This is a genomic window from Dolichospermum sp. UHCC 0260 (genome assembly GCF_009711985.1).
In the GTDB taxonomy this organism is placed as follows: domain Bacteria; phylum Cyanobacteriota; class Cyanobacteriia; order Cyanobacteriales; family Nostocaceae; genus Dolichospermum; species Dolichospermum lemmermannii.
Map to the genome: position 1 here is coordinate 47006 of NZ_VIKZ01000016.1, position 20655 is coordinate 67660.

General features: G+C 37.2%; 20 protein-coding genes and 1 pseudogene. 13 read left to right on the forward strand and 8 right to left on the reverse strand.

Annotated elements, in window-relative coordinates; translation table 11 throughout:
• The first annotated feature begins 25 nt into the window (after positions 1–25).
• Entirely contained in the window at positions 26–577 is a 552-nt protein-coding gene (gene scpB / locus FJR08_RS08445) for an SMC-Scp complex subunit ScpB (protein WP_168632854.1), read from the forward strand.
• 117 nt (positions 578–694) lie between these two features.
• Positions 695–1039, forward strand: a complete 345-nt coding sequence (locus tag FJR08_RS08450) for a DUF760 domain-containing protein (RefSeq protein WP_041458567.1) — start codon at positions 695–697, stop codon at positions 1037–1039.
• Between the two features lie 10 nt (positions 1040–1049).
• Here FJR08_RS08450 and FJR08_RS23165 read toward each other — a convergent pair whose 3' ends face one another.
• Both FJR08_RS23165 and FJR08_RS08455 read right to left on the reverse strand, forming a co-directional pair.
• Entirely contained in the window at positions 1050–1205 is a 156-nt protein-coding gene (locus FJR08_RS23165; RefSeq protein ID WP_217357493.1) for a hypothetical protein, read from the reverse strand.
• Positions 1183–2385 (reverse strand): HhoA/HhoB/HtrA family serine endopeptidase, encoded by a 1203-nt coding sequence (locus FJR08_RS08455; RefSeq protein ID WP_168632855.1) that lies wholly within the window; start codon positions 2383–2385, stop codon positions 1183–1185. The genes FJR08_RS23165 and FJR08_RS08455 overlap by 23 nt, the downstream gene beginning before the upstream one ends.
• Before the next feature lie 257 nt (positions 2386–2642).
• On the opposite strand from FJR08_RS08455, the gene FJR08_RS08460 reads away from it, so the two are divergent.
• On the forward strand, positions 2643–3530 hold the full coding sequence (locus FJR08_RS08460) for a M23 family metallopeptidase (RefSeq protein WP_168632856.1): 888 nt from the start codon (positions 2643–2645) through the stop codon (positions 3528–3530).
• Between the two features lie 169 nt (positions 3531–3699).
• Here the strand turns inward: FJR08_RS08460 and FJR08_RS08465 are convergent, their stop codons facing one another.
• Positions 3700–3972: a hypothetical protein gene (locus tag FJR08_RS08465; protein WP_168632857.1), complete on the reverse strand. Its 273-nt coding sequence runs from the start codon at positions 3970–3972 to the stop codon at positions 3700–3702.
• Between the two features lie 408 nt (positions 3973–4380).
• Here FJR08_RS08465 and FJR08_RS08470 point away from each other — a divergent pair, with 408 nt between their 5' ends.
• From FJR08_RS08470 to FJR08_RS08515, 10 genes and pseudogenes are all read left to right on the forward strand, one after another.
• A complete protein-coding gene (locus FJR08_RS08470) occupies positions 4381–7407 on the forward strand; it encodes a DUF1574 family protein (protein WP_168632858.1) in 3027 nt (1008 codons plus the stop codon).
• Positions 7408–7482: 75 nt separating this feature from the next.
• Complete coding sequence (locus tag FJR08_RS08475; RefSeq protein ID WP_168632859.1) at positions 7483–8982, forward strand: MBOAT family protein; 1500 nt, start codon at positions 7483–7485, stop codon at positions 8980–8982.
• A gap of 173 nt (positions 8983–9155) precedes the next feature.
• Complete coding sequence (psbA, locus tag FJR08_RS08480; protein WP_015083105.1) at positions 9156–10238, forward strand: photosystem II q(b) protein; 1083 nt, start codon at positions 9156–9158, stop codon at positions 10236–10238.
• Positions 10239–10363: 125 nt separating this feature from the next.
• The gene (locus FJR08_RS08485) at positions 10364–10888 is read left to right on the forward strand and encodes a Ycf51 family protein (protein ID WP_015083104.1); all 525 of its coding nucleotides are present in this window, start codon (positions 10364–10366) and stop codon (positions 10886–10888) included.
• A 164-nt stretch (positions 10889–11052) separates the two neighbouring features.
• On the forward strand, positions 11053–12231 hold the full coding sequence (locus FJR08_RS08490; protein WP_168632860.1) for an iron-containing alcohol dehydrogenase family protein: 1179 nt from the start codon (positions 11053–11055) through the stop codon (positions 12229–12231).
• Complete coding sequence (locus tag FJR08_RS08495; RefSeq protein ID WP_168632861.1) at positions 12228–13433, forward strand: aspartate aminotransferase; 1206 nt, start codon at positions 12228–12230, stop codon at positions 13431–13433. Before FJR08_RS08490 ends, FJR08_RS08495 begins: the two co-directional genes overlap by 4 nt.
• Positions 13434–13480: 47 nt before the next feature.
• Positions 13481–13763, forward strand: a pseudogene (locus tag FJR08_RS08500) (BrnT family toxin).
• Complete coding sequence (locus tag FJR08_RS08505) at positions 13741–13959, forward strand: hypothetical protein (RefSeq protein ID WP_168632862.1); 219 nt, start codon at positions 13741–13743, stop codon at positions 13957–13959. Before FJR08_RS08500 ends, FJR08_RS08505 begins: the two are co-directional and overlap by 23 nt.
• A gap of 433 nt (positions 13960–14392) precedes the next feature.
• Positions 14393–14653, forward strand: a complete 261-nt coding sequence (locus FJR08_RS08510) for a UPF0175 family protein (RefSeq protein WP_039202188.1) — start codon at positions 14393–14395, stop codon at positions 14651–14653.
• A complete protein-coding gene (locus FJR08_RS08515) occupies positions 14650–15138 on the forward strand; it encodes a DUF3368 domain-containing protein (protein ID WP_168632863.1) in 489 nt (162 codons plus the stop codon). The genes FJR08_RS08510 and FJR08_RS08515 overlap by 4 nt, the downstream gene beginning before the upstream one ends.
• 37 nt (positions 15139–15175) lie before the next feature.
• Here the strand turns inward: FJR08_RS08515 and FJR08_RS08520 are convergent, their stop codons facing one another.
• From FJR08_RS08520 to FJR08_RS23550, 5 genes are all read right to left on the reverse strand, one after another.
• Positions 15176–15412 (reverse strand): hypothetical protein, encoded by a 237-nt coding sequence (locus tag FJR08_RS08520; protein ID WP_168632864.1) that lies wholly within the window; start codon positions 15410–15412, stop codon positions 15176–15178.
• A gap of 27 nt (positions 15413–15439) precedes the next feature.
• Positions 15440–15682 (reverse strand): hypothetical protein, encoded by a 243-nt coding sequence (locus FJR08_RS08525; RefSeq protein WP_254435716.1) that lies wholly within the window; start codon positions 15680–15682, stop codon positions 15440–15442.
• Between the two features lie 265 nt (positions 15683–15947).
• Positions 15948–17255 carry a hypothetical protein gene (locus FJR08_RS08530; RefSeq protein ID WP_168632865.1) on the reverse strand — a complete coding sequence of 436 codons (1308 nt, stop codon included), beginning with the start codon at positions 17253–17255 and terminating at the stop codon, positions 15948–15950.
• A 17-nt stretch (positions 17256–17272) separates the two neighbouring features.
• Positions 17273–18199 carry a hypothetical protein gene (locus FJR08_RS08535; RefSeq protein ID WP_168632866.1) on the reverse strand — a complete coding sequence of 309 codons (927 nt, stop codon included), beginning with the start codon at positions 18197–18199 and terminating at the stop codon, positions 17273–17275.
• Between the two features lie 80 nt (positions 18200–18279).
• Positions 18280–20580, reverse strand: a complete 2301-nt coding sequence (locus FJR08_RS23550) for a hypothetical protein (protein WP_254435717.1) — start codon at positions 20578–20580, stop codon at positions 18280–18282.
• Between the last annotated feature and the right edge of the window lie 75 nt (positions 20581–20655).

Consider the following 20655-nt stretch of genomic DNA (forward strand, 5'->3'; position numbering starts at 1 on the left):
ACCACTGACAACTAACAACTGATTAATGCCCAAGAATATACCTGTAGTCGGCAAAATAGAAGCAATTCTTTATTTAAAGGGTAAACCCTTATCTCTAAGTGAAATTGCTGAATATGCGAAGTGTGATCGCTTCACAGCAGAAGAAGGAATTATCGAACTAATTGAGAATTATTCCCGTCGAGATACAGCTTTAGAAGTCGTAGAAACTGAACATGGTTATAGTTTACAACTGCGTTCGGAATTCCATGATTTAGTGCAAGCTATAATACCAGTAGAATTTGGTGTGGGGGCTTTACGGACATTAGCAGCGATCGCCCTCCATAATCCCATATTACAAAGCGAATTGATTAATTTACGGGGTTCAGGAGCTTATCAGCACGTTCAAGAATTAGTAGAATCTGGTTTTGTTCGCAAACGCCGAGAGAGTGATTCTCGCTCCTTTGCTCTGCAAATAACCCCAAAATTTCATCAGTATTTTCAAATCGAACAACTGCCCCAAATTTTGGCAATTCCAGAGAAAGAACAACAACTAGAATTAGAGTTGGCAGGATTGGAGGCAGAGGAGGAAACAAGTTAAAATTAAAAAACTATTCCCTGTTAGAAAGTTTCCTTTTCCCTTTTCCCTGTAGAAAATGCGCTACTCTATGAATATGGTTTAGAGTAGAATTAGCAGTTACGCTAATATAAATCGCCAATGGTGTTTGATCCTGACTTTTTACAAGACGACTCTGAGCAACACCCTAATCAACTTCTGAATGATCGCTTTGGGGAAAACCCAAATCAATTACTTAAATATTTACAGCATCAATCCCCCGAAGTTTTAGCCCGTGTCGCCCAAGCTGTCAGCCCTGAAATTAAACAAATCATTTCCCAGAATGTCCAAGGACTAGTGGGAGTGATACCGACAGAACATTTCAATGTCCAAATTACAACAGACCGGGACAATCTAGCGGGAATACTAGCATCGGCAATGATGACAGGTTATTTTCTTCGCCAAATGGAACAGAGGATGCAATTGGAACATTTATCCAATCAATAGGAATCAGGAGTCACCGAGTCAGAAGATCAGGAAGAACAAAGAACAATTCTCCCCCTACTTCCCCTACCTCCCCTACTTCCGCTACTTCCCCTACCTCCCCTGCTTCCCCCACTTCCCCCACTCCCCCCACTCCCTGCTCCCTACTATTGGGGATAATTTCCGGCACGGACTTTAAAGATTTGAGTTTTACCATTGCGGTTGACTTCTATTGCGAGAATGTCCCCAACGGTACTTGATTCAACTATCTTCTGGACTTGGGCAGAAATTTTTATTTGTTTGCCGTTAATCTTTTGAATCACATCACCAGGAAGTAATCCTCCTGTCTGCGCTGGTGATTTTTCCATAACTTTTCTAATGACAATTCCCACATCTGGCTGAATGTTTAGTTGATCTTCCTCTTTCAGTCGCTGTTTTGTAGTTGTGGAAATATCTATCATCTCAATTCCTAAAAATGGGTGAGCAACTTCTCCTTTGGTAAATAGTTCATTGGCTACACGGAAAGCGGTTTCAATGGGGATAGCAAAACCAAGTCCTTGAGCATCAGCACGGATAGCGGTATTCACACCAATAACTTGTCCTTGAGCATTTAAAAGTGGTCCTCCAGAATTACCAGGGTTAATTGCTGCATCTGTTTGGATAAAACTCACGCGCTTATCAGGAACACCTACTTGGGCGCTAGTTCTGTCTGTGGCACTGATAATGCCAATAGTGACAGTATTATCTAAACCTAAAGGATTGCCAATTGCGATCGCCCATTGTCCAGGAATCAAATTTTGTGAATTACCTAACTTGACTATCGGCAATTTATTCGCGGAAATTTTGACTGCGGCTATATCTGTTACCGTATCAACTCCTACCACCTTCCCTTGAAAAGTTCGCCCATCTTTGAGGGTGACTTGAACTGTATCTGTGTCTGCTACTACATGAGCATTAGTTAATAACTTGCCATCTTCGGTCAGAATAAATCCTGAACCTGTCCCGCGCTCAATTTTTTCTGAGGGCATTAGTCGTTCATCCTCTTGGAAAAAATGCCGAAATAAGGGATTTTTAAAAGCTTCAGTCATCGGATTTGATATTTTCCGAATTGCATTAATCCGCACGACCGCAGGGCCAACTTTGCTGACAGCAGTGGCGATAAAATTGACATTATCACCTCCAGAAGAACTGAGTATGCCATTGACAGGTTGGGGAACAACAGATTCAGCAGGTAAAGTTACCGCCACATTTTTTAACTGTTGAAATGAAAGATTGTGTGTCCAAAAATAACGACTAGCAAAGACACCACCACCAGAGCCAATTACCACCAAACCTAGATAAACAACCAGTTGTTTCAAAGATAACTTCATAATAATTAAGAATAATGGCGCTCAAGGACAGATGGAAGCTTATCTCTTTAGTGTAGTCAAGCAAACGTTCAGTGAACAGATCATTTGACATATAAATATTAGAAATTTGTCAGCATATTCGGGGATCATATCTACTTCTGGAATTTCATCATGAATTTACTCAAAATAGGTAGTAGAAAGATAGAGGAAAAACTTTATCCTATCTTTAACAATTCCCCACTAAAATCTAAAAATTAGCGATTTCTGGACTTATTTACATGAAATTTTCCTATTGTTCACTATGTTTTTTGAGCTTATTTAGCACTTTGGGTTTATTATCCATACTGCCACAGTCACAAAGCGTTAATGCTAGTCCAGGAAGTTGCCCGGTTCCCGCTTTAGCTCGTATCCAACGTCATCAAGTTAATCGTGGTGAAACTTTAGCAACTATAGCTAATCGCTATAATTTAGCACCAGAAACAATTATTGGGATTAATCCATCCGTGAAGAATGGGGTCGTAAATCCAGGAACAGAACTGCAAATTCTCCCTTTCAATGGCATTGTTGTCGAAGTTCCTCGTAATCAAAACTGGCGACAAATCGCATCTAAGTATAAAGTCCGTCCAGATACAGTATTTGAAATCAATGGTTGTCAGAAAACCCCTAAATTTGTCTTTTTACCGATACTTCCAGGGGTAATTACTGCTCCTGCTGCTACTTCTGGGACAATTGCTACCGCACCTAGTACCCCGGCTGGAAACATTACTGGTTATCCCTTGCCAAGTAGTACAGATGTTGCATTAGTTTATGGTTGGCAAATTCACCCGATTACAGGAGATGTTTTCTTTCATAGTGGCGTAGATTTGTTAGCACCAGTAAATACTCCTGTGACAGCGATCGCTCCTGGAATCATCGTCTTTGCCAAGGAACAAGGTAGTTATGGCAAGTTAGTCATTATTAACCACGCAGGTGGCTTACAAAGCCGTTACGCCCAACTTGACAGCATCAAAGTTACTCTCGGTCAAACAGTCAACAAAGGCGATATTTTGGGAGCAGTCGGAACTACCGGACAACCAACCTCCACACAACCTCATCTTCATTTTGAAATGCGTTCTAACGGTTCCCTCGGTTGGGAAGCAAAAAATCCCAAAGAGTTTTTAAAGTGAGGAGTATGGCTAACGCCACGCTTCGCTATCAGGAATTCAGGAATTCAGGAATTCAGGAGTTCAGGAGTCAGAAGGAAGAATAAAACTACCCAATGACAACTGACAACTGACCAATCCGATTAAAACTTCGGGACGCAAAATAGAATAATTTTCTGTTAAGGGTGTGATGTTAGTTGCGGCTGGTATTGGGTGTTCTCCTTGGGAATTGACCCTTGTCTAATTTGTGATCATCTGGGAAATTGAGAACAGGTAAGCGATCGCCTCGTAATAATTCTTCACTTGCTTCACCCAGTCCGATTAATGCCTCGCCCGTAGCTTTTTGAGCCATGAGTAGCATCAGTATAGATACTGTACCAACTTGTAAAAGACAAGCAGGGGAAATAGTGAATGCAATGCAATTTAATCCAGATTGAGAAAAGAACTGTTGGTTTACGGATGGCATTGTAATTTTCAGTAATTAGTAGACGTTTATTTAGTCATCTTCAGATGACTTTTGCTATGAGACTGGGAATTTATTCCCAGGCGGGCTACGGTATATTACATCAATGTTAACAGTAGAAAAATATAGCAGGAAACGGGGAAAAAGGTTAAAACTATTTTGGTGTCTGATAGCACCGCATAATGTTGGTAATGTTTTATTTATCCCTTGCAGAAGGTATTGACTCCTTGGCGCAGCACCCATACTCCTGATTTCTAAACTCTTCATATAAGACTATCTTTGTCAATTTTGCAAGCTGCAAAGGTAACAAAATTGTTAAAAAAAACGGCAAAATGTGATAATTCTATGATTCTAGTTGACAAGTACAGCCGAAATTCCCCAATACAACCTTGCTGTTAAATTCCACCGCCCATGAAAACAGTATTACTTGATAATCGTCAAAATTCCTTAGTGCAATGGGTAAGCCAAGCAACAGGTATAAATACTTTCGGGGTAAAAGTCCGATTGCTAGGTAATGACCTACATATTCTCTGTGAAAGCGTTGAATGTCCACAACGTTGGCAAACCTTATCGGAGTTACTGCAAGCGCTACAGCAAACTGATATAGATACCCTTACCAATGACGAACAACCGTCAATATACCAGATATTAATTTATGGTCGAAAAAAAGGGGAACACCGTCCCGAATGGTGTCATCGGGTGTACTTGAACCAACTAGAGCAACATTTAGAACAGGTAGAACAGTCACTATTATCACAAACAGAAACGCCTATAAGCCCCGGTAGCTCGTTAATTATCTCTAATGAGAGTCTGGCACGCCAAGGAGATGCCGATGCCATTGCTCGCTATTTGAGCGAACATCTCAGCCATTTAGGGATAGCAGTACAGGTAAAAATTCAACCCTCTCCGGCGAAAAATAACTCTCAGATAGTCGTTAATCGTCTGTGGGTATTTTGTCAGTCTAGCTATAGTCCCGATCCATCATTACTGGCAGAAACGGTAGGCCAAAAGCTCAGATATTTGCAGCTTGTTGGTTATCAGGATGGGATCATTGTAGCCCAAGTTCGCGGGGAAACCGACCCAGATTGGCGGGTAAGAGTAGATTTAACACCTCCAGAGGTGATGTTAAAAGAATGGGCGCGGTGGGGAGATGTGCAAGCGATCGCTAAAATATTAACAGAGGAATTATTAGGCTTCAAAATAGCACTACAAACTTCTCTCAAAGAATCTACCTTATACATATTTTGTACTCCAGCTTTTGACCCCTTAGAAACCGCCCCTGCACCAGATAAAGAAACCGCGCTACAGTCCATTGTCCCCCTGCTAGAAAATATTGCTCCTCAAGCTATTATCTCAGCCGCCATATACGGACAAAAAACAGCGGATAAAAAACCAATTTGGATAGACTGGGTATCTTTACCAGCATCCCAGCATCCCACCCTAGTGACATCTGCCTGGGAACTTGCCCGTACAGGTGATCAACCAGCAATTATTTTTTTACTAGAGCAGTTGCTTAATCCTGACCTAGATTGGCGATTGAAAACAGGTGGTATTCGGGTATTACTAGTTTGCAAAGAATATTTATTACACATCATGTGTGATGCTCCCGTTTGTCCCACACGCCATCAAGTTTCTCGGAAAGTAACTCAATTTATCCGCCAACTGAAAATTCATGGTATTACAGGTGTCCGTGTTTATGGTCGTCGTGCTGGTGATAAAGAACCCGTATGGCATCATGGAGTTGATCTAGAAGAACGTTCTCGATTAGTCCCCGAAGCAACACCAGAATTTGCTGCTACATCAGAATATGTAAATTCCCTGATAATCGGTGAAAACGGTGAAGAAATTTTGCGTCCCGATTTAACAAATACAAAAGTACAAAGTTTTATCAAAGAAAAAACAAAAAATTGGTTAACAAATACCAATAAAATCATCAGAAATTTACTTTTAAACAGTCAACTATTTACATCATCTAATCAAGAAATAGATGAAAATCCCGATAATCAAGGAATTAGAAGTGGAATGATTTGGCTGGCATTAGGATTACTTCTCGCATTACAAAGTGATTTCATGTTAGGCTATGTTGTCGCCCATACTATTAAGAATTCACCAAAAGCTACTAATAATACTATTTCGCCCTTATCCTCACAAGCCCAAGCATCTTTACCATTACCAAATAATCAGAAAACATCATTTTTAAATCAATCAGGAACAACCGAATTACCTAATAATGATCAATCTGCTTTTAATGCTTCTGGATTTATCAATGAAAATGGTTCTCAATCAGAAAATTTACCAGCCGCACCATTAAAAGAAAAAGCTACAGCGATTTTATTAGCAGCTAGATCACAAATGCCCAGTTTTAATGCTAGGCAATTAGATGAACAATTAGCCCTCTATAAACATCGTTTAAACACCAAAAAACGCCCACCAGATGTGTTGATTATTGGTTCTTCTCGCGCCCTGAGAGGAGTTGATCCTGTCGCCCTTTCTAAAGCTTTAGTCACCCAAAATTATAGCAATATTGATATATTTAACTTTGGTATTAATGGAGCAACAGCCCAAGTCGTTGATGTTCTTATCCGTCAGGTTTTAAAACCTGAAGAATTGCCAAAAGTGATTTTATGGGCAGATGGTTCTCGCGCCTTTAATAATGGCAGAGAAGATATTACTTTCAATACAATTGAAACCTCACCAGGATACAAGGAAATATTACAAAAAGCGAAAACAACAGTCAAAAATAATGAAGTTCTTCATAACCCAGAAGATAGAAAAGAAAAAATTATTAGTAAACCTAAGATAGAAGATATTAGTATCTATCAAGTCGCTAACGATTCGTTAAATCAGTCTGTAGCTAATTTATCTGCTAGTTATAAAAACCGTGATCAAATTAAAATTCTTCTCCAAAAACAACTTCAATATCTACCTTTTAGCTATCAAAATCCCCCGATTAAATCAAAAATTAATCTCACCCATGATTCTGAAATAGACAATAATTTTTCTCTCCCCGGAGTTGATTTTGATGGATTCTTACCTTTATCTATTCGCTTTAATCCCAGCACATATTATCAAAAACACCCCAAAGTTTCTGGAGATTACGACAACGATTATAAATCTTTCCAATTAGCAGGTAAACAAGATCAGGCATTCCATTCTATGTTAGAGTTTACCAAAAATAATAATATCTCCCTTATCTTTGTCAATCTGCCCCTTACTTCAGATTATTTAGATCCTGTACGCACAAAATATGAACAACAGTTTCAAGAGTATTTATTAAGATTTACCAATCATCCTCAATTTATATATCGTGATTTAAGTCAGCTATGGCCAAAAGCAAATGATTACTTTTCAGATCCTAGTCACCTCAATCGCTATGGTGCTTATGAAGTATCAAAAAAACTGGCTATAGATCCAATGATTAGCTGGCCAACAAAGTGATTAAATAGGGAAGAGAAAAAAATACTTATCTTCTTTCTTCCCAATCACAAATTCAAAATCATAAATTAATCAAAAATGAAATTTATATCAATTTTTTACGGGCTGTTTTTGTTGAGTGTTTTAGGAATCTACTGGACTGTGAATTTAGCAAATATAAGATTATGGATACTGCTAATAGCCAGCCTTGTTTTCTACGCATCTTTGCACATTCAATATTTACCATTACTTTTAGCACTAACTTTTATTAACTTCCGTCTAGGTTTAGAAATTGGCAGCAATACTTCACCAGAAAAGCATTCTCAAAACTGGAATTTATCTAACGAAGAACGGCAATTTACCCAAGCTGACTGGAATCAACGTCGTCTCAAAGTGTTGTCGATTGGTATAGGTTTTAATGTTTTTATTCTTTTAGGTTTTAAATACATAAATTATTTCCTAAATTTAGTTTTTAATCAGCCGACAAATTCACCAGAATCATTAATTAAGTTAGTTGCACCTTTAGGAATTTCTTTCTTTACATTTGAATGTATTGCTTATTTAATAGATGTTTATCGTGGTGCTACTGCTACTACTAAATTTATCCAATTTGCCACATATAAATTATTTTTTGCCAAACTAATTTCTGGGCCAATTACTCGTTACCATAATTTAGCAATTCAATTTGATACCCTAAGATTTCCCAGCATTGATAGAGTTGCTGAAGGACTGTGGTTAATTGCTAGAGGTGCGGTTAAAAAAGGTATTTTCGCTGATAATTTGGGTATATTTGTGGATTTATGCTTTGGTAACTTACAAAGAGCAGGTAGTACAGATTTGTGGTTAGCTACCTTTGCTTATGGCTTGCAACTATATTTAGATTTTAATGGTTATGTTGATATTGCTCGTGGTAGTGCTTTACTATTTGGTTTAGTTTTACCGGAAAATTTTGATTTTCCCTATTTCAGTACCAGTATTGCCGATTTTTGGCGACGCTGGCACATCACATTGGGTGATTGGTTGCGTAATTATCTTTATTTTCCTTTAGGTGGTTCTCGACGTGGATTAATGCGTACCTGCGGAAATTTATTAATAGTAATGCTAATAGCTGGTATCTGGCACGGTTCAGCTTGGGGTTTTATTATTTGGGGTGTATTGCATGGTGTCGCTTTAGCTGGGCATCGTCTCATTAGTGTATTAAGCGATCGCTTGACAATTCTTAAATCTTTTTGGCAAAACCCGCTAGGAATAATTTTTGCTTGGTTTTTGACACAAATCATGGTTTTTACATCTTGGATTTGGTTTCGTCTCCCCAACCTCCAAGACTCTGCTTTAGTTATTCAACACCTTTGGGGTCATGGGGGTGATCAACAATTTTCCGCAAAGGTCTATATAGAAGCTCTAAATATGAGTCAATATCAAATTTCTTATTTGCTGCTCGGCATAGCTTTGCTGATGAGTATTTCTTATGCTTTTAAAAGAGAAATGAAATTAGAGTTTAGCTGGCCAATTAAAATTGTTTTTGTCCCCTTATGCTTTTATGCGGTTTGGTTACTAGCGCCTCAAGGCAGTTTACCTTATATATACTTTGATTTTTAGGAGTGAATTTGCGGCTGCAATTTCTGTAAACCTCATTACATTAGGAAAACATATAACTGATATAACTAATACTAATTCTAATTATCTTTACAAATTTAAACTTATCCTCTAATGTTGTATACAGGTAGGCAAAACCACCTACCAACATCATAAGAAAATAAAGCAATTATAAAATGACCACAACCTTACAACAGCGCTCAACCGCTAACGTATGGGATCGCTTCTGCGAGTGGATCACCAGCACCGACAATCGGATTTATATCGGTTGGTTTGGTGTATTAATGATCCCTACCCTGTTAGCCGCTACTACCTGCTTCATCATCGCTTTCATCGCTGCGCCTCCCGTTGACATTGACGGTATCCGTGAGCCAGTTGCAGGTTCTTTGATCTACGGAAACAACATCATCTCTGGTGCAGTTGTTCCTTCCTCTAACGCTATTGGTTTGCACTTCTACCCAATCTGGGAAGCAGCTTCCTTAGATGAGTGGTTGTACAACGGTGGTCCTTACCAATTGGTAGTATTCCACTTCTTAATCGGTGCAGCTTGCTACTTAGGCCGTGAGTGGGAACTTTCTTACCGTTTGGGTATGCGTCCTTGGATCTGTGTAGCTTTCTCTGCACCTTTAGCAGCAGCTACCGCAGTATTCTTGATCTACCCAATTGGTCAAGGTTCATTCTCCGATGGTATGCCTTTGGGTATCTCTGGAACATTCAACTTCATGATCGTGTTCCAAGCTGAACACAACATCTTGATGCACCCCTTCCATATGTTGGGTGTAGCTGGTGTATTCGGTGGTTCTTTGTTCTCTGCAATGCACGGTTCTTTGGTAACTTCTTCCTTGGTTAAGGAAACAACTGAAACCGAATCTCAAAACTACGGTTACAAGTTCGGTCAAGAAGAAGAAACCTACAACATCGTTGCAGCCCACGGCTACTTCGGTCGTTTGATTTTCCAATACGCTTCTTTCAACAACAGCCGTCAATTACACTTCTTACTAGCTGCATGGCCAGTATTTGGTATTTGGTTCACCGCTTTGGGCGTCAGCACAATGGCGTTCAACTTGAACGGTTTCAACTTCAACCAATCCGTCATTGATTCTCAAGGTCGCGTTATCGCTACTTGGGCTGACGTAATCAACCGCGCTAACTTAGGTATGGAAGTAATGCACGAGCGTAACGCTCACAACTTCCCCCTAGACTTGGCTGCTAGTGATGTTGCTCCTGTTGCAATGAGCGCTCCTGCAATCAACGGTTAATAATTAAAGCTTTGTTAATAGCTTAATTACAGAATCACCCTCCAGAAATGGGGGGTGTTTTTGTTTTTGTGTAAAAATCTGGTGTTGCTGATAGGTAAGATGGTAATATCCGTAATTAAAACCTTATGCCCAGTACCGCTAATTTTCTCCAATATACCCAATGGTCAGGTATTGCGACAATAGTATTTGCAGTCCTGACAATCTTAGCTTTCATTCTTAAATGGGGCTTTCGCTTTCGACTGGTGGGTGCAACTGGCTTTATGCTGGTACTGACAGGGGGATTATTTTCACTTTCCCTCGTTCCCCTGAGTCGCACAATTATTCCTGGTGCTGTCAAGTACAGCCTAGTTTATGATAACGGTTCTAACCAAACAGTAATTGCCGTCGCACCAGAAATTACTCCCACAGAATTAGAAGCAACTTTACGTCAAGCAGCTAGTAACCTTTATTCCTATGGTCGCTTAGGTACTGGTGGTAGTAAGGAAATGATAGTTCGCGCTCGCACTATTATCCACCCAGAAATAGGGTTATCTGTACCGCTGTACTTGGGTCAAGTAAATCGCACTTTGGTCAGTCGTGAAGACCCAGAAATGGCGGTAGAAGTTTATTTAGACAAGTTTGCTTCATTACCAAAACCCACTGCTTTATAGGTAATTGGTAATTGGGAATGGGTAATTGGGAAGAAAAATATTCTCCTCTTCCCCCTGCCCCCTGCTTCTTTCTTGTTTGCACATTTTTTGGTCATCTATCATACAATAAAGATTATTTTAAAATTTGATTAAGAAATATCAATAGTTTTGGCAAAATCAAGATCATGCCTAATCAACATTCTACTGAAACTTTGTCCACTCAAACCTCTAGTTCATTTTTCAGCCTTTCTGTTGCCCCTGGGAAAGTAATTCGCGGTGCGGGTGTGTTGTCAACCGTTGCGGGTGAAGTTGCTAATTTGGGAACTCGTCCCTTAATTATTGCTGGAAATCAGACTCTCAATCTGAGTCAAGAGAGTTTACAATCTCTTTGCCAATCTCCAGAATTACATCCTTTGTCAGTTTCCTATGGTGCTGATTGTTGTGAAGCTAGTTTGAAAGCCTTACGCAAAGCCGCTAAAGAACATAAAGCTGATCTGATTATCGGTATTGGTGGTGGTAAAGCCCTGGATACGGCTAAATTAGTCGCCCACCAATTGACATTACCAATTGTGACAATTCCCACTTCTGGGGCTACCTGTGCGGCTTGGACTGCCCTTTCTAATGTCTATTCAGAAACTGGGGCGTTTTTATATGATGTGGCTTTATCTCGCTGTCCTGATTTGCTGATTTTGGATTATAATTTAGTTCAGACTGCACCTCCAAGCACATTAATAGCAGGAATTGGGGATGCGATCGCTAAATGGTATGAAGCATCAGTGAGTAGTGGGCATTTGCAACAAACTTTAATTATTGCTGCGGTTCAACAAGCGCGAGTTTTACGCGATATTTTATTGCAAAAGTCTGCTGCTGCGTTACAGTTTCCGGGTGGGGAAGTTTGGCAAGAAGTTGTGGACGCAACTGTACTCCTAGCTGGAGTAATTGGGGGACTTGGTGGGGCGCAATGTCGCACAGTCGCTGCCCATGCAGTTCATAATGGCTTAACTCATATTTCTGGACATGGGAGCATTCATGGGGAAAAGGTCGCTTATGGTATCCTGGTACAACTGCGGTTAGAAGAAATGATCCAAGGAAATCAATTAGCAGCGTCAGCAAGACAACAATTGTTGAAGTTCTATGCAGAGATTGGACTACCCCAAAAATTAGCAGATTTGGGATTAGGTAATATTACTCTGGGTGAGTTACAAACAGCAGCGGAAATTAGTTTAGAACCTAATTCTGATATCCACCGTCTACCGTTTAATGTAGCGTTGGAACAATTGATGGCCGCAATGGTTTCTACCACTGCACCAATAGATATTAATCGTGTTTCCACCAGGGGAATAAGTGACGAGGTGAAGGAATGAGTTTGAGTTGGATTTCTCCCGCAGAACGGATACAAAAATTGCCGCCTTATGTGTTTGCCCGTTTGGACGAATTAAAGGCTAAGGCTAGAGAACAAGGGTTAGATTTGATTGATTTGGGTATGGGTAATCCTGATGGACCTACTCCCCAACCAGTGATAGAAGCCGCAATTGCAGCTTTGCAAAATCCCGCTAATCACGGTTATCCTCCATTTGAAGGAACGGCTAGTTTCCGTAAGGCGATTACTCAATGGTATAATCGCCGTTATGGTGTTACCCTTGATCCTGATAGTGAGGCTTTACCCTTACTCGGTTCTAAGGAAGGTTTGGGGCATTTAGCGATCGCCTATATTAATCCTGGTGATACTGTATTAGTACCTTCACCATCTTACCCTGTGCATTTTCGTGGACCGATTATTGCTGGGGGAGTTATCCATAATTTAATTCTCAAGGAAGAAAATAATTGGTTAATTGATTTAGCAGCTATTCCTGAGGAAGTGGCTAGAAAAGCGAAAATTCTCTATTTCAATTATCCTAGTAATCCTACCGCAGCCACAGCCCCCCGCGAATTTTTTGAGGAAATTGTGGCCTTTGCACGGAAGTATGAAATCCTTTTAGTCCATGATTTATGTTATGCAGAATTAGCTTTTGATGGTTATCAACCCACTAGCTTGTTAGAAATTCCTGGTGCTAAGGAGATTGGTGTCGAGTTTCACACACTCTCTAAAACCTATAATATGGCAGGTTGGCGCGTTGGTTTTGTTGTCGGAAATCGTCACGTTATCCAAGGTTTGCGGACTCTGAAAACCAATTTAGATTATGGCATTTTTTCGGCTTTGCAAACAGCAGCGGAAACTGCGCTGAGTCTCCCTGATTCTTATTTACATGAAGTGCAACAACGTTACCGCACTCGTCGAGATTTTTTAATTGATGGTTTGGGTAAATTGGGGTGGAATATTCCCAAAACGGAAGCAACTATGTATTTGTGGATAAAATGTCCGGTGGGAATGAATTCTACAGATTTTGCTTTGAATGTTTTACAGCAAACTGGGGTGGTTTTGACTCCTGGAAATGCCTTTGGTGTGGGTGGTGAAGGCTATGTGAGAATTAGTTTAATTGCAGATTGCGATCGCTTGGGTGAAGCTTTACAAAGATTCAAGGAAGCGGGGATTTGTTATCAATCGGAAGTTTCTGTTTCTGCGTGATCATGCCTTAATTAGTCCATTATTCCCTACAAGAGGTCAAAATTGAGTTGGAACTAAAATTTGAATGGGATGAAGATAAAGGTAAATTAAATCAGAAAAAACATGGTGTTTCTTTTGAGGAAGCAGCTTCAATATTTAATGATCCTTTATCTATCAACTTTGACGATCCTGAACATTCATTAGGAGAGAATCGCTATAATAGGATTATCCAATCAAGGTAGATATTTGTTTGTTTCTCATACAGATCGTGATGATAAAATCCGTTTAATTAGTGCAAGATTAGTTACACCTAAAGAAAGGAGATATTATGAACGAGAAAATACAATATGAATTAGAAGATGACTTAAAAGAAGAATATGATTTAAGTCAACTAAAAAATCCTATTCGGGGTAAATATTCTCAACGGTATCAACAAGGATATAGTGTTACTATTCATCATGAAGATGGGACAACAACAGTAGAACATTTCCCTAAACAAAATGATATAATTATTCTTGATCCCAGGGGAAACGCATCTTATCAATAAGGACTATTTAATCTCAATAATGACCCAAAAATTTGCATTAACGTCTACTTATTGACAATAATTTAAACCATCACGATGACTCTGAAAAAATCCATCAAACGATAAATACCGATTCTTTCGTTTATACACAAAAATGGTATTTTGTCAATAAAATTTAGATGCGTTTCCCCTGGTTCTTGATCCTGATGTGAAACAATATTTTCCTAATTCAGAATCTGTTAATTCTACTTTAAGAAGTTTAATTAAATTAATTCCTCAAAAATAGAAAATTACTACACCAATTTCCATCTATTTATTGCTGATAGATTGGGTGAAGCTTTAGCTTGCTCTGCTTGAAGTAACATGATAGAATCGAGACGGAGTCTCTATAATTCATTCCCTGTCAGAGACAGGGAAGGAGATTGACTGAGTTTCCCACTTACCGCAAGGTCTTATGAGTAAACTAATCTTAGAAATTCCTGATCAAGTAACTGAGGGATTACGTCTACCTCCTGATGAACGTCTGCATCGCATCCGCACTGAATTAGCAATTAGACTTTATCAAAAAGGGATTCTTTCTTTTGGTAAAGCCCGTGAATTGTCGCAATTAAGTAAATGGGAATTTCATGAGTTATTGGGACAAGAAAATATTGATCGTAGTTATGATTTAGAAGAGTTAGAAACAGATTTAGAGACATTAGAAATATTATCATGAAAGCAGTTAGTAATTCATCGGTTTTAATTGCTTTAAGTAGTATTGGACAATTAGAGTTAATTAATCAACGGTTTCCCGATGGTGTTATAATTCCACAAGCTGTGTGGAAAGAAGTTGTGGAGACAGGTATAGGAAGATTTGGTGCAGAACAAGTAGCAAAAGCTTCATGGTTAACTATTTTACCAGTTAGTAATATTGCTTTAGTATCGTTATTAAAATTAGAGTTAGATGAAGGTGAATCAGAAGCAATAACCCTGTTTATTGAACAACCTAGTCAAGCTATTTTACTTGATGAGAAAAGTGCTAGACGAGTTGCAAAACAAATGAATTTACCAGTATTAGGTACGGTAGGAATTTTGATTTGGGCTAAACAAAATGGATTAATTCCTAATTTAAGAGAACAACTGGATTCTTTACAATTTGTTGGTAAGTTTCGTTTAAGTAATTTAATTTATCAAGAAGCTATTAAAAAAGTTGGTGAATAGTGTAAAAAATTGTTGGGTTTCCTTGCGTCAACCCAACCTACATGACTAAATCTTGATGACGTTCCTGATTAATGATATCAAAAACTTCATCAATTTCTGTATCATCTTTCCATAAACCAATAACAGTTTCTAACTCTTGCCATTTTGGTTGTTTAATTATTAAGTTATCTGGTATTTCTATAGAAATTTCTACTCCATCAGGTAGAAGAATTTTGTCTAATGTTTGATATAATAATTCTATGGTGTTACCTTTGATAATTCCTTGTATTTTCATGATTTATTCCTTCATTAAATATCTAAGTTATAATTCATTGTAACCTAAATTTTGAAAGTTTAATACATCATTTCCATGACAATTAGGAATGGGATAATGTTCTATTTCATAAGCCTCAATTATCGTTCCTAATGTATCCAATAAATGATAAAGAGGATGTTGTTCATTAGTACCAATTTCATCAAGTAAATCATTTAATCTTGTAATTGCTTGTTCATATTCTTCTTCATGCAGAATATCTTTAACAACTATTTGCGTTTTGTTATCCATATAACCAACCAAACCAAAAGAGTCCATCCCAAGGTAGCAATTATGCTTAAAATTAATGAAGCTGAAAAGTAATTTTTTGGTAATAAAGGTGAGTTGATCTTATCTATGTGCGTAGTGATAATACCGGAAAATATAGCACCACCACCCAAACCTATACCTAATACTTGTACTGTTGTTTCTAAAGAGCGATCGCTCTCAGTTTGTTATATCTCTACTATAGCACGAATCGAGTTGATAGCCTGGTCTAAATTCATTTTAATTTCTTCTAATAAGGTAAAATATATAAACCCGATGGTGTATTATCATCAGGCAGAATATCTTTACTACTTTTCACGTTTTTATTCTCACATAAAACGGCAAAAGATTCTAAACTGTCTAATCTCGCTAAAAGTTCGCTGAGGGTATCTAAATATTCAGCTATAGCAATTTGGCGAAGTGTCCATGTTTCATCCCACTGGGAACTATAGGACATTTGAAATTCTACATCAATATTAGTTTTTTTGCGGCGAATATATTCAGCAGATAATGTATAATCATTGGGGTAAATTTGAGTAATTCTTTCTACTCGTTCTGGAGCAATATGTTCTTGAAAACGAGAATTTGTAAACCGATAAGCTGTAGATAAATAGGAGTTTTCATTACTAATTAATTGACTACTCCATCTTTCAACTACTTGTTTAAATTTAGAAATTTCTACAACTAATAATTCTCTAGCTTCTTGATGTTGTCCAATTTCTAATAATAAGTTAGCTTCTGTTGCTATTGCTACTGCCCAACCTTGAATAGCAATATCTGTATTTAGCATCAATTCAGCATCTAATTCTGGGGTAATTTGTAGTGCTTGATTAGCTAAAAATAAGCGAACTCCATCAGCTACTTTTAAACATTGTCTCGGTGATTCATTAGGGAAACGTTTACGATCATTTAATTCGGCATTTAATTCAGCAATTTCTTTAATTATCATCGCTTGTTGAATGTGAGAAATTGCTTGAGCGAGACTTTGTTGTTTTTGGCGATTATCTTCTACTAGTAAGTAAAGATAGGAAAGTTGTCCAGAGATAATATCTAAATTATTTTCAACTCTATTTAGGCTGGCTTCTACTCTGTTAAAACTTTGGTCTAATTTATTTTCAATTCTATTTAAGCTAGATTCTAGTCTATCAAATCCTGCTTCCATAGACTGTTGAATATGACCTAAAGTTTTTTGAATTTGGTGCAATTTATAGCCCATGTATGCAAAACCAGCAATACTTACACCAAGATTTAAAACACTTGCACCAGCAGCTATTTGAGTTAATCCCATTGCGGCCGATAGAGTTTTTTCTATTCCCATTAATTTATGATAGGTTAATCCATGACCTATGACATTAGCTCCACCTAATACGGGAGAAGATGCAACATCTATGAGTTTGTTAGTTAGTCCTGGTGTTTCTGCTAAATGACAAACTATTTGACCAGCTTTTTCTGTATATTTAGACCATCTAATTACGCCGCCATAGCGTGTCATTGAGCCATCTAATAAACATTCAACAACTTCTTTATTCTTAACTAAGAAACTAGCATCAATCAACATTTTATTTTCTCCTAATTTTAGCGGCTATAAACTTCAAAATTTCCGTAGGCTTCCATTTGCAGTCTAGGTGATATCTTAAAATCAACTGCTAAATCGCTTAATTTACGAAAAGCATCATATCTATCAAGTTGATTTACAGTAGGATTAAAACCGGAATCCGTTAATTTAAGTTCAATATAAACTAGGTGAATATCATATTCTGATTCTTCTCCTTGAGATACTGAATAGCGGTTAATATTAGATATTCTTTGTTGATAGTCTATTTCTGAACCTGTCCATAAATATTTTGTCAGTTCATAAAGTTGTTCTCCTTCACTAAAACTAATTTGTCTTTTTGCTGAAATGGAATTGAGAAAATCTATTTGTGATGCTGAAATTACTAAAACTAAAACCTGTTTAATTCTTTGTACTGGAGGAGTTTGTACTGGAGGAGATGGAGAAGTAAAAACATATTCATTTTGTCTTGTTTCTGGTCTACGAGTTGGTTGTTGTGGTTGTTGTGTTTGTTCTTTTTGGCGATTAATTATATAAAGCCAATAACCAACTGCTGTAATTACAAAGGCAATAATCACAATTACTTTCATGTTGTCACTCCTTATAGACATCCGAGATAAAAATGAATTAACACGATCATAAAATTCATTATCAGTATGAAAAAGTTTAAAATTACCTAAAGGACTTGGTATTTCAAAACTTTTCTTTTCTGTTATACTTTCTGTTCTCAAATATTTAGTAAGTTCTATAACTGCATCTAATTGAGAATTTCTAAGAATAAAGTTAGTTATATTTTCATTTTCAGATATTTTTAATTGTACAGTCCAGGATTGAACAGCATAATATAACTTCAGATTAAAAGGGATATTCTGTAGTGGGCGGTTATATCTTCTTTGTAGTTCATCAGTAACTTGATTATAAACTTCATCTAATGCTTGAATAAAACTCATGATTTATTAATGATTAAAATTGTATAATATAAAGGGATTGTTGAAAGTGAGAATAAGATACTCTCACTAATTCTATCAAATCATAATGAAGATTCACTACAAACTTCTTCTAACTTTTGACAAACTGAATTTACCCTATTCTTCTTGATTTCAAAATCTTGCCAAAATTGTTTTTCATGTTCAAAATTATCCTCAATAATTCTTAACTGCTTTTCTAAAGCCCGTTCAGCTAAGTTAGTAATATCATCAACTGATTCTTCAAAAATAAGACTAACATAATCTAATCTTCGCAAAATCCAGTCAAGTAAAATATCCCATAAACTGCCTTTTCCTTTCTCAATTCCACTTAACCATTGTTTAGCCATTAAATCTGGAGATGGTAAAAACAATTCCACATATTCAACATCAGCAGTAATATCACGAGTTACTGCTTCTGTGTAATTGCGAGTAACTGGCCTGCTTTTGGTTCTACTTTTTGTGCTTTTATAACATGAACCACTTTGATAGTATTCTGTGTAACTTTCATATTCTGTTTTAGTGCGTGTTTCGTATTCTGTTTTTTGCCCAACTACCTCTTTTTTCTTAGTTTGTTTTTGTTGAATGTTAGCTTCTAAATCAAAAAATTTCTCTGGTAAGGTAGGTAAATTATGAGATAATTTCTTGCGTAAATCACTAATTGCCGCTTGTTCAAGATTAATGGAAGATGCAAAAGTTTCTTCTGATAAACAAATTTTCAATCTTTTAACTTGTTCATCAACTAATGATCCTAAAGCCTCTTCAAATTGTTTGGCTTTTCCTTGGAGAGAAAACTCTGCTCTTTTTGATATAGCTTCTCTCATAAAGTGATATAAAAATCTCACATGACGTTCATCATGTTCAAGTTCTTTTTTACCATTATTATCATCTGCTCTAACACTTTTGAATAAATATTCTGACTGTGGAGAAAATTTACTCAGTCTGCGACTAACATCATCATAGGTTTTAGCAATACGATCAGCTAATGCAGGTGATGTTACTGCCTGAAGTTTATCTCTTAATTCAAAAGCTCCTAAATTATTTTTTAACGAGTCACGAACTGGAATAACTAAAACTTTATTTAAGTCACCTTCTACTTCATTAACTGCATTAAGAATCTGAGAAAATCCTTTACGTCCTTTTTTTTCAGCATCTTGTTTAACCTTAATAGGAGCTTTAGGATCATTTGTTTTCAAAAATCCTATTAATTGCTCAACTTCTGAGCTAAATTCTTTACCTATTTTTTTGATATTTGTCTGTAAATCTTGACGAATTTTAGTTATTTTATCCCTTTCTAATTCAACCTGTTCCTGATTGTATATTTTCCGGGTTTGAATGAGAACATCTAACCGTTGTGATAAAACAGAATAGTTTTCAAATACTTCCACTAATGCAGGAAATATTACTAACTTATCAAATGATTCTTCTACTCTGACTTGAAAACGTCGCCAAAGTTCTTTACCCCCACTCCATTCTAAACAATATGAAATAATTTCCTGCATTGTATGATCATCAATAGGTTGATCAGCATCTACTTTATCTTCAATCTCACGAAACCATGTTTTTAGATTACGGTTTTCAACCACATGAGAACGAAAAACTTCCGCAGATTTTTGAAATACAGATGGAAGAGATTTTAAAACTTCCCGTAAATCAGTATTTTCAGCATTACTAGAGCGAAAAATATCCGCAGATTCTTGAAAAATAGATGGAATGTTTTTTAACTTTTGCTGTATATTCTGTTGTATATTTTGCGGTGCTGTTTCTGGCTGAATAGCTGTGTATTGAGATTTAATAGTATTCATACAATCCTTAAAAATAGCTTTCAAGAATTGTAATCTTGTCTTTTGATCAACTGTTGAAGGTTCATTTAAAGCGCCAGCACCCCAAGCACATTGGGCATAATATAAAAGACGAGCATTAAATGGTAAAACATCTGGCAATTCAGCCAGTGATAATGTCTCTTTAATTTCTTCTCTTAACTTATTAATTCTCACATCTAAAGGTAAATCATCCGCACCACGTTGATCAACTCGATTTAAAATAAAAATCATCGAGTCTGTACGCCCATGTAAATATTGAACCACCTTTTTTAATTCTTCTAATAATCGTTTTCTATGACTATCATCTACCTGCATATAGTCCAAAGCAACTAAACTAAATGCCTTATTAACTTGCTCTTGAATAGTTGCCAAATTAGTCCGATCTTGCACTGATTTTAAACCAGGTAAATCAATTAATTCTACTCCTATTCCTGGAGGTAAACCTAATAAAATAGGATCACAAGCTGGTAATAAACTCACATAAGCTGTTATTTGGGGTGCAACATATTCGCCTTTTTGTCTTGCTTCATGATAGGAGTGCATAACTGAACGAATACGTTGATATAAATCATCATCAGTTAATCCCGTCCATTCTCCAGTTTCCCAAGCTGCATCTTG

Coding starts and splice junctions, on each gene's coding strand:
- FJR08_RS08485 (WP_015083104.1), top strand. CDS start 10,364: ATGCCCAGTACCGCTAATTTTCTCCAATATACCCAATGGTCAGGTATT.
- FJR08_RS08465 (WP_168632857.1), bottom strand. CDS start 3,972: ATGCCATCCGTAAACCAACAGTTCTTTTCTCAATCTGGATTAAATTGC.
- FJR08_RS08535 (WP_168632866.1), bottom strand. CDS start 18,199: ATGAGTTTTATTCAAGCATTAGATGAAGTTTATAATCAAGTTACTGAT.
- psbA (WP_015083105.1), top strand. CDS start 9,156: ATGACCACAACCTTACAACAGCGCTCAACCGCTAACGTATGGGATCGC.
- FJR08_RS08470 (WP_168632858.1), top strand. CDS start 4,381: ATGAAAACAGTATTACTTGATAATCGTCAAAATTCCTTAGTGCAATGG.
- FJR08_RS08460 (WP_168632856.1), top strand. CDS start 2,643: ATGAAATTTTCCTATTGTTCACTATGTTTTTTGAGCTTATTTAGCACT.
- scpB (WP_168632854.1), top strand. CDS start 26: ATGCCCAAGAATATACCTGTAGTCGGCAAAATAGAAGCAATTCTTTAT.
- FJR08_RS23550 (WP_254435717.1), bottom strand. CDS start 20,580: ATGCACTCCTATCATGAAGCAAGACAAAAAGGCGAATATGTTGCACCC.
- FJR08_RS08525 (WP_254435716.1), bottom strand. CDS start 15,682: ATGGATAACAAAACGCAAATAGTTGTTAAAGATATTCTGCATGAAGAA.
- FJR08_RS08495 (WP_168632861.1), top strand. CDS start 12,228: ATGAGTTTGAGTTGGATTTCTCCCGCAGAACGGATACAAAAATTGCCG.
- FJR08_RS08455 (WP_168632855.1), bottom strand. CDS start 2,385: ATGAAGTTATCTTTGAAACAACTGGTTGTTTATCTAGGTTTGGTGGTA.
- FJR08_RS08510 (WP_039202188.1), top strand. CDS start 14,393: ATGAGTAAACTAATCTTAGAAATTCCTGATCAAGTAACTGAGGGATTA.
- FJR08_RS08520 (WP_168632864.1), bottom strand. CDS start 15,412: ATGAAAATACAAGGAATTATCAAAGGTAACACCATAGAATTATTATAT.
- FJR08_RS08490 (WP_168632860.1), top strand. CDS start 11,053: ATGCCTAATCAACATTCTACTGAAACTTTGTCCACTCAAACCTCTAGT.
- FJR08_RS08515 (WP_168632863.1), top strand. CDS start 14,650: ATGAAAGCAGTTAGTAATTCATCGGTTTTAATTGCTTTAAGTAGTATT.
- FJR08_RS08475 (WP_168632859.1), top strand. CDS start 7,483: ATGAAATTTATATCAATTTTTTACGGGCTGTTTTTGTTGAGTGTTTTA.
- FJR08_RS08450 (WP_041458567.1), top strand. CDS start 695: ATGGTGTTTGATCCTGACTTTTTACAAGACGACTCTGAGCAACACCCT.
- FJR08_RS08530 (WP_168632865.1), bottom strand. CDS start 17,255: ATGTTGATTGATGCTAGTTTCTTAGTTAAGAATAAAGAAGTTGTTGAA.
- FJR08_RS08505 (WP_168632862.1), top strand. CDS start 13,741: ATGAACGAGAAAATACAATATGAATTAGAAGATGACTTAAAAGAAGAA.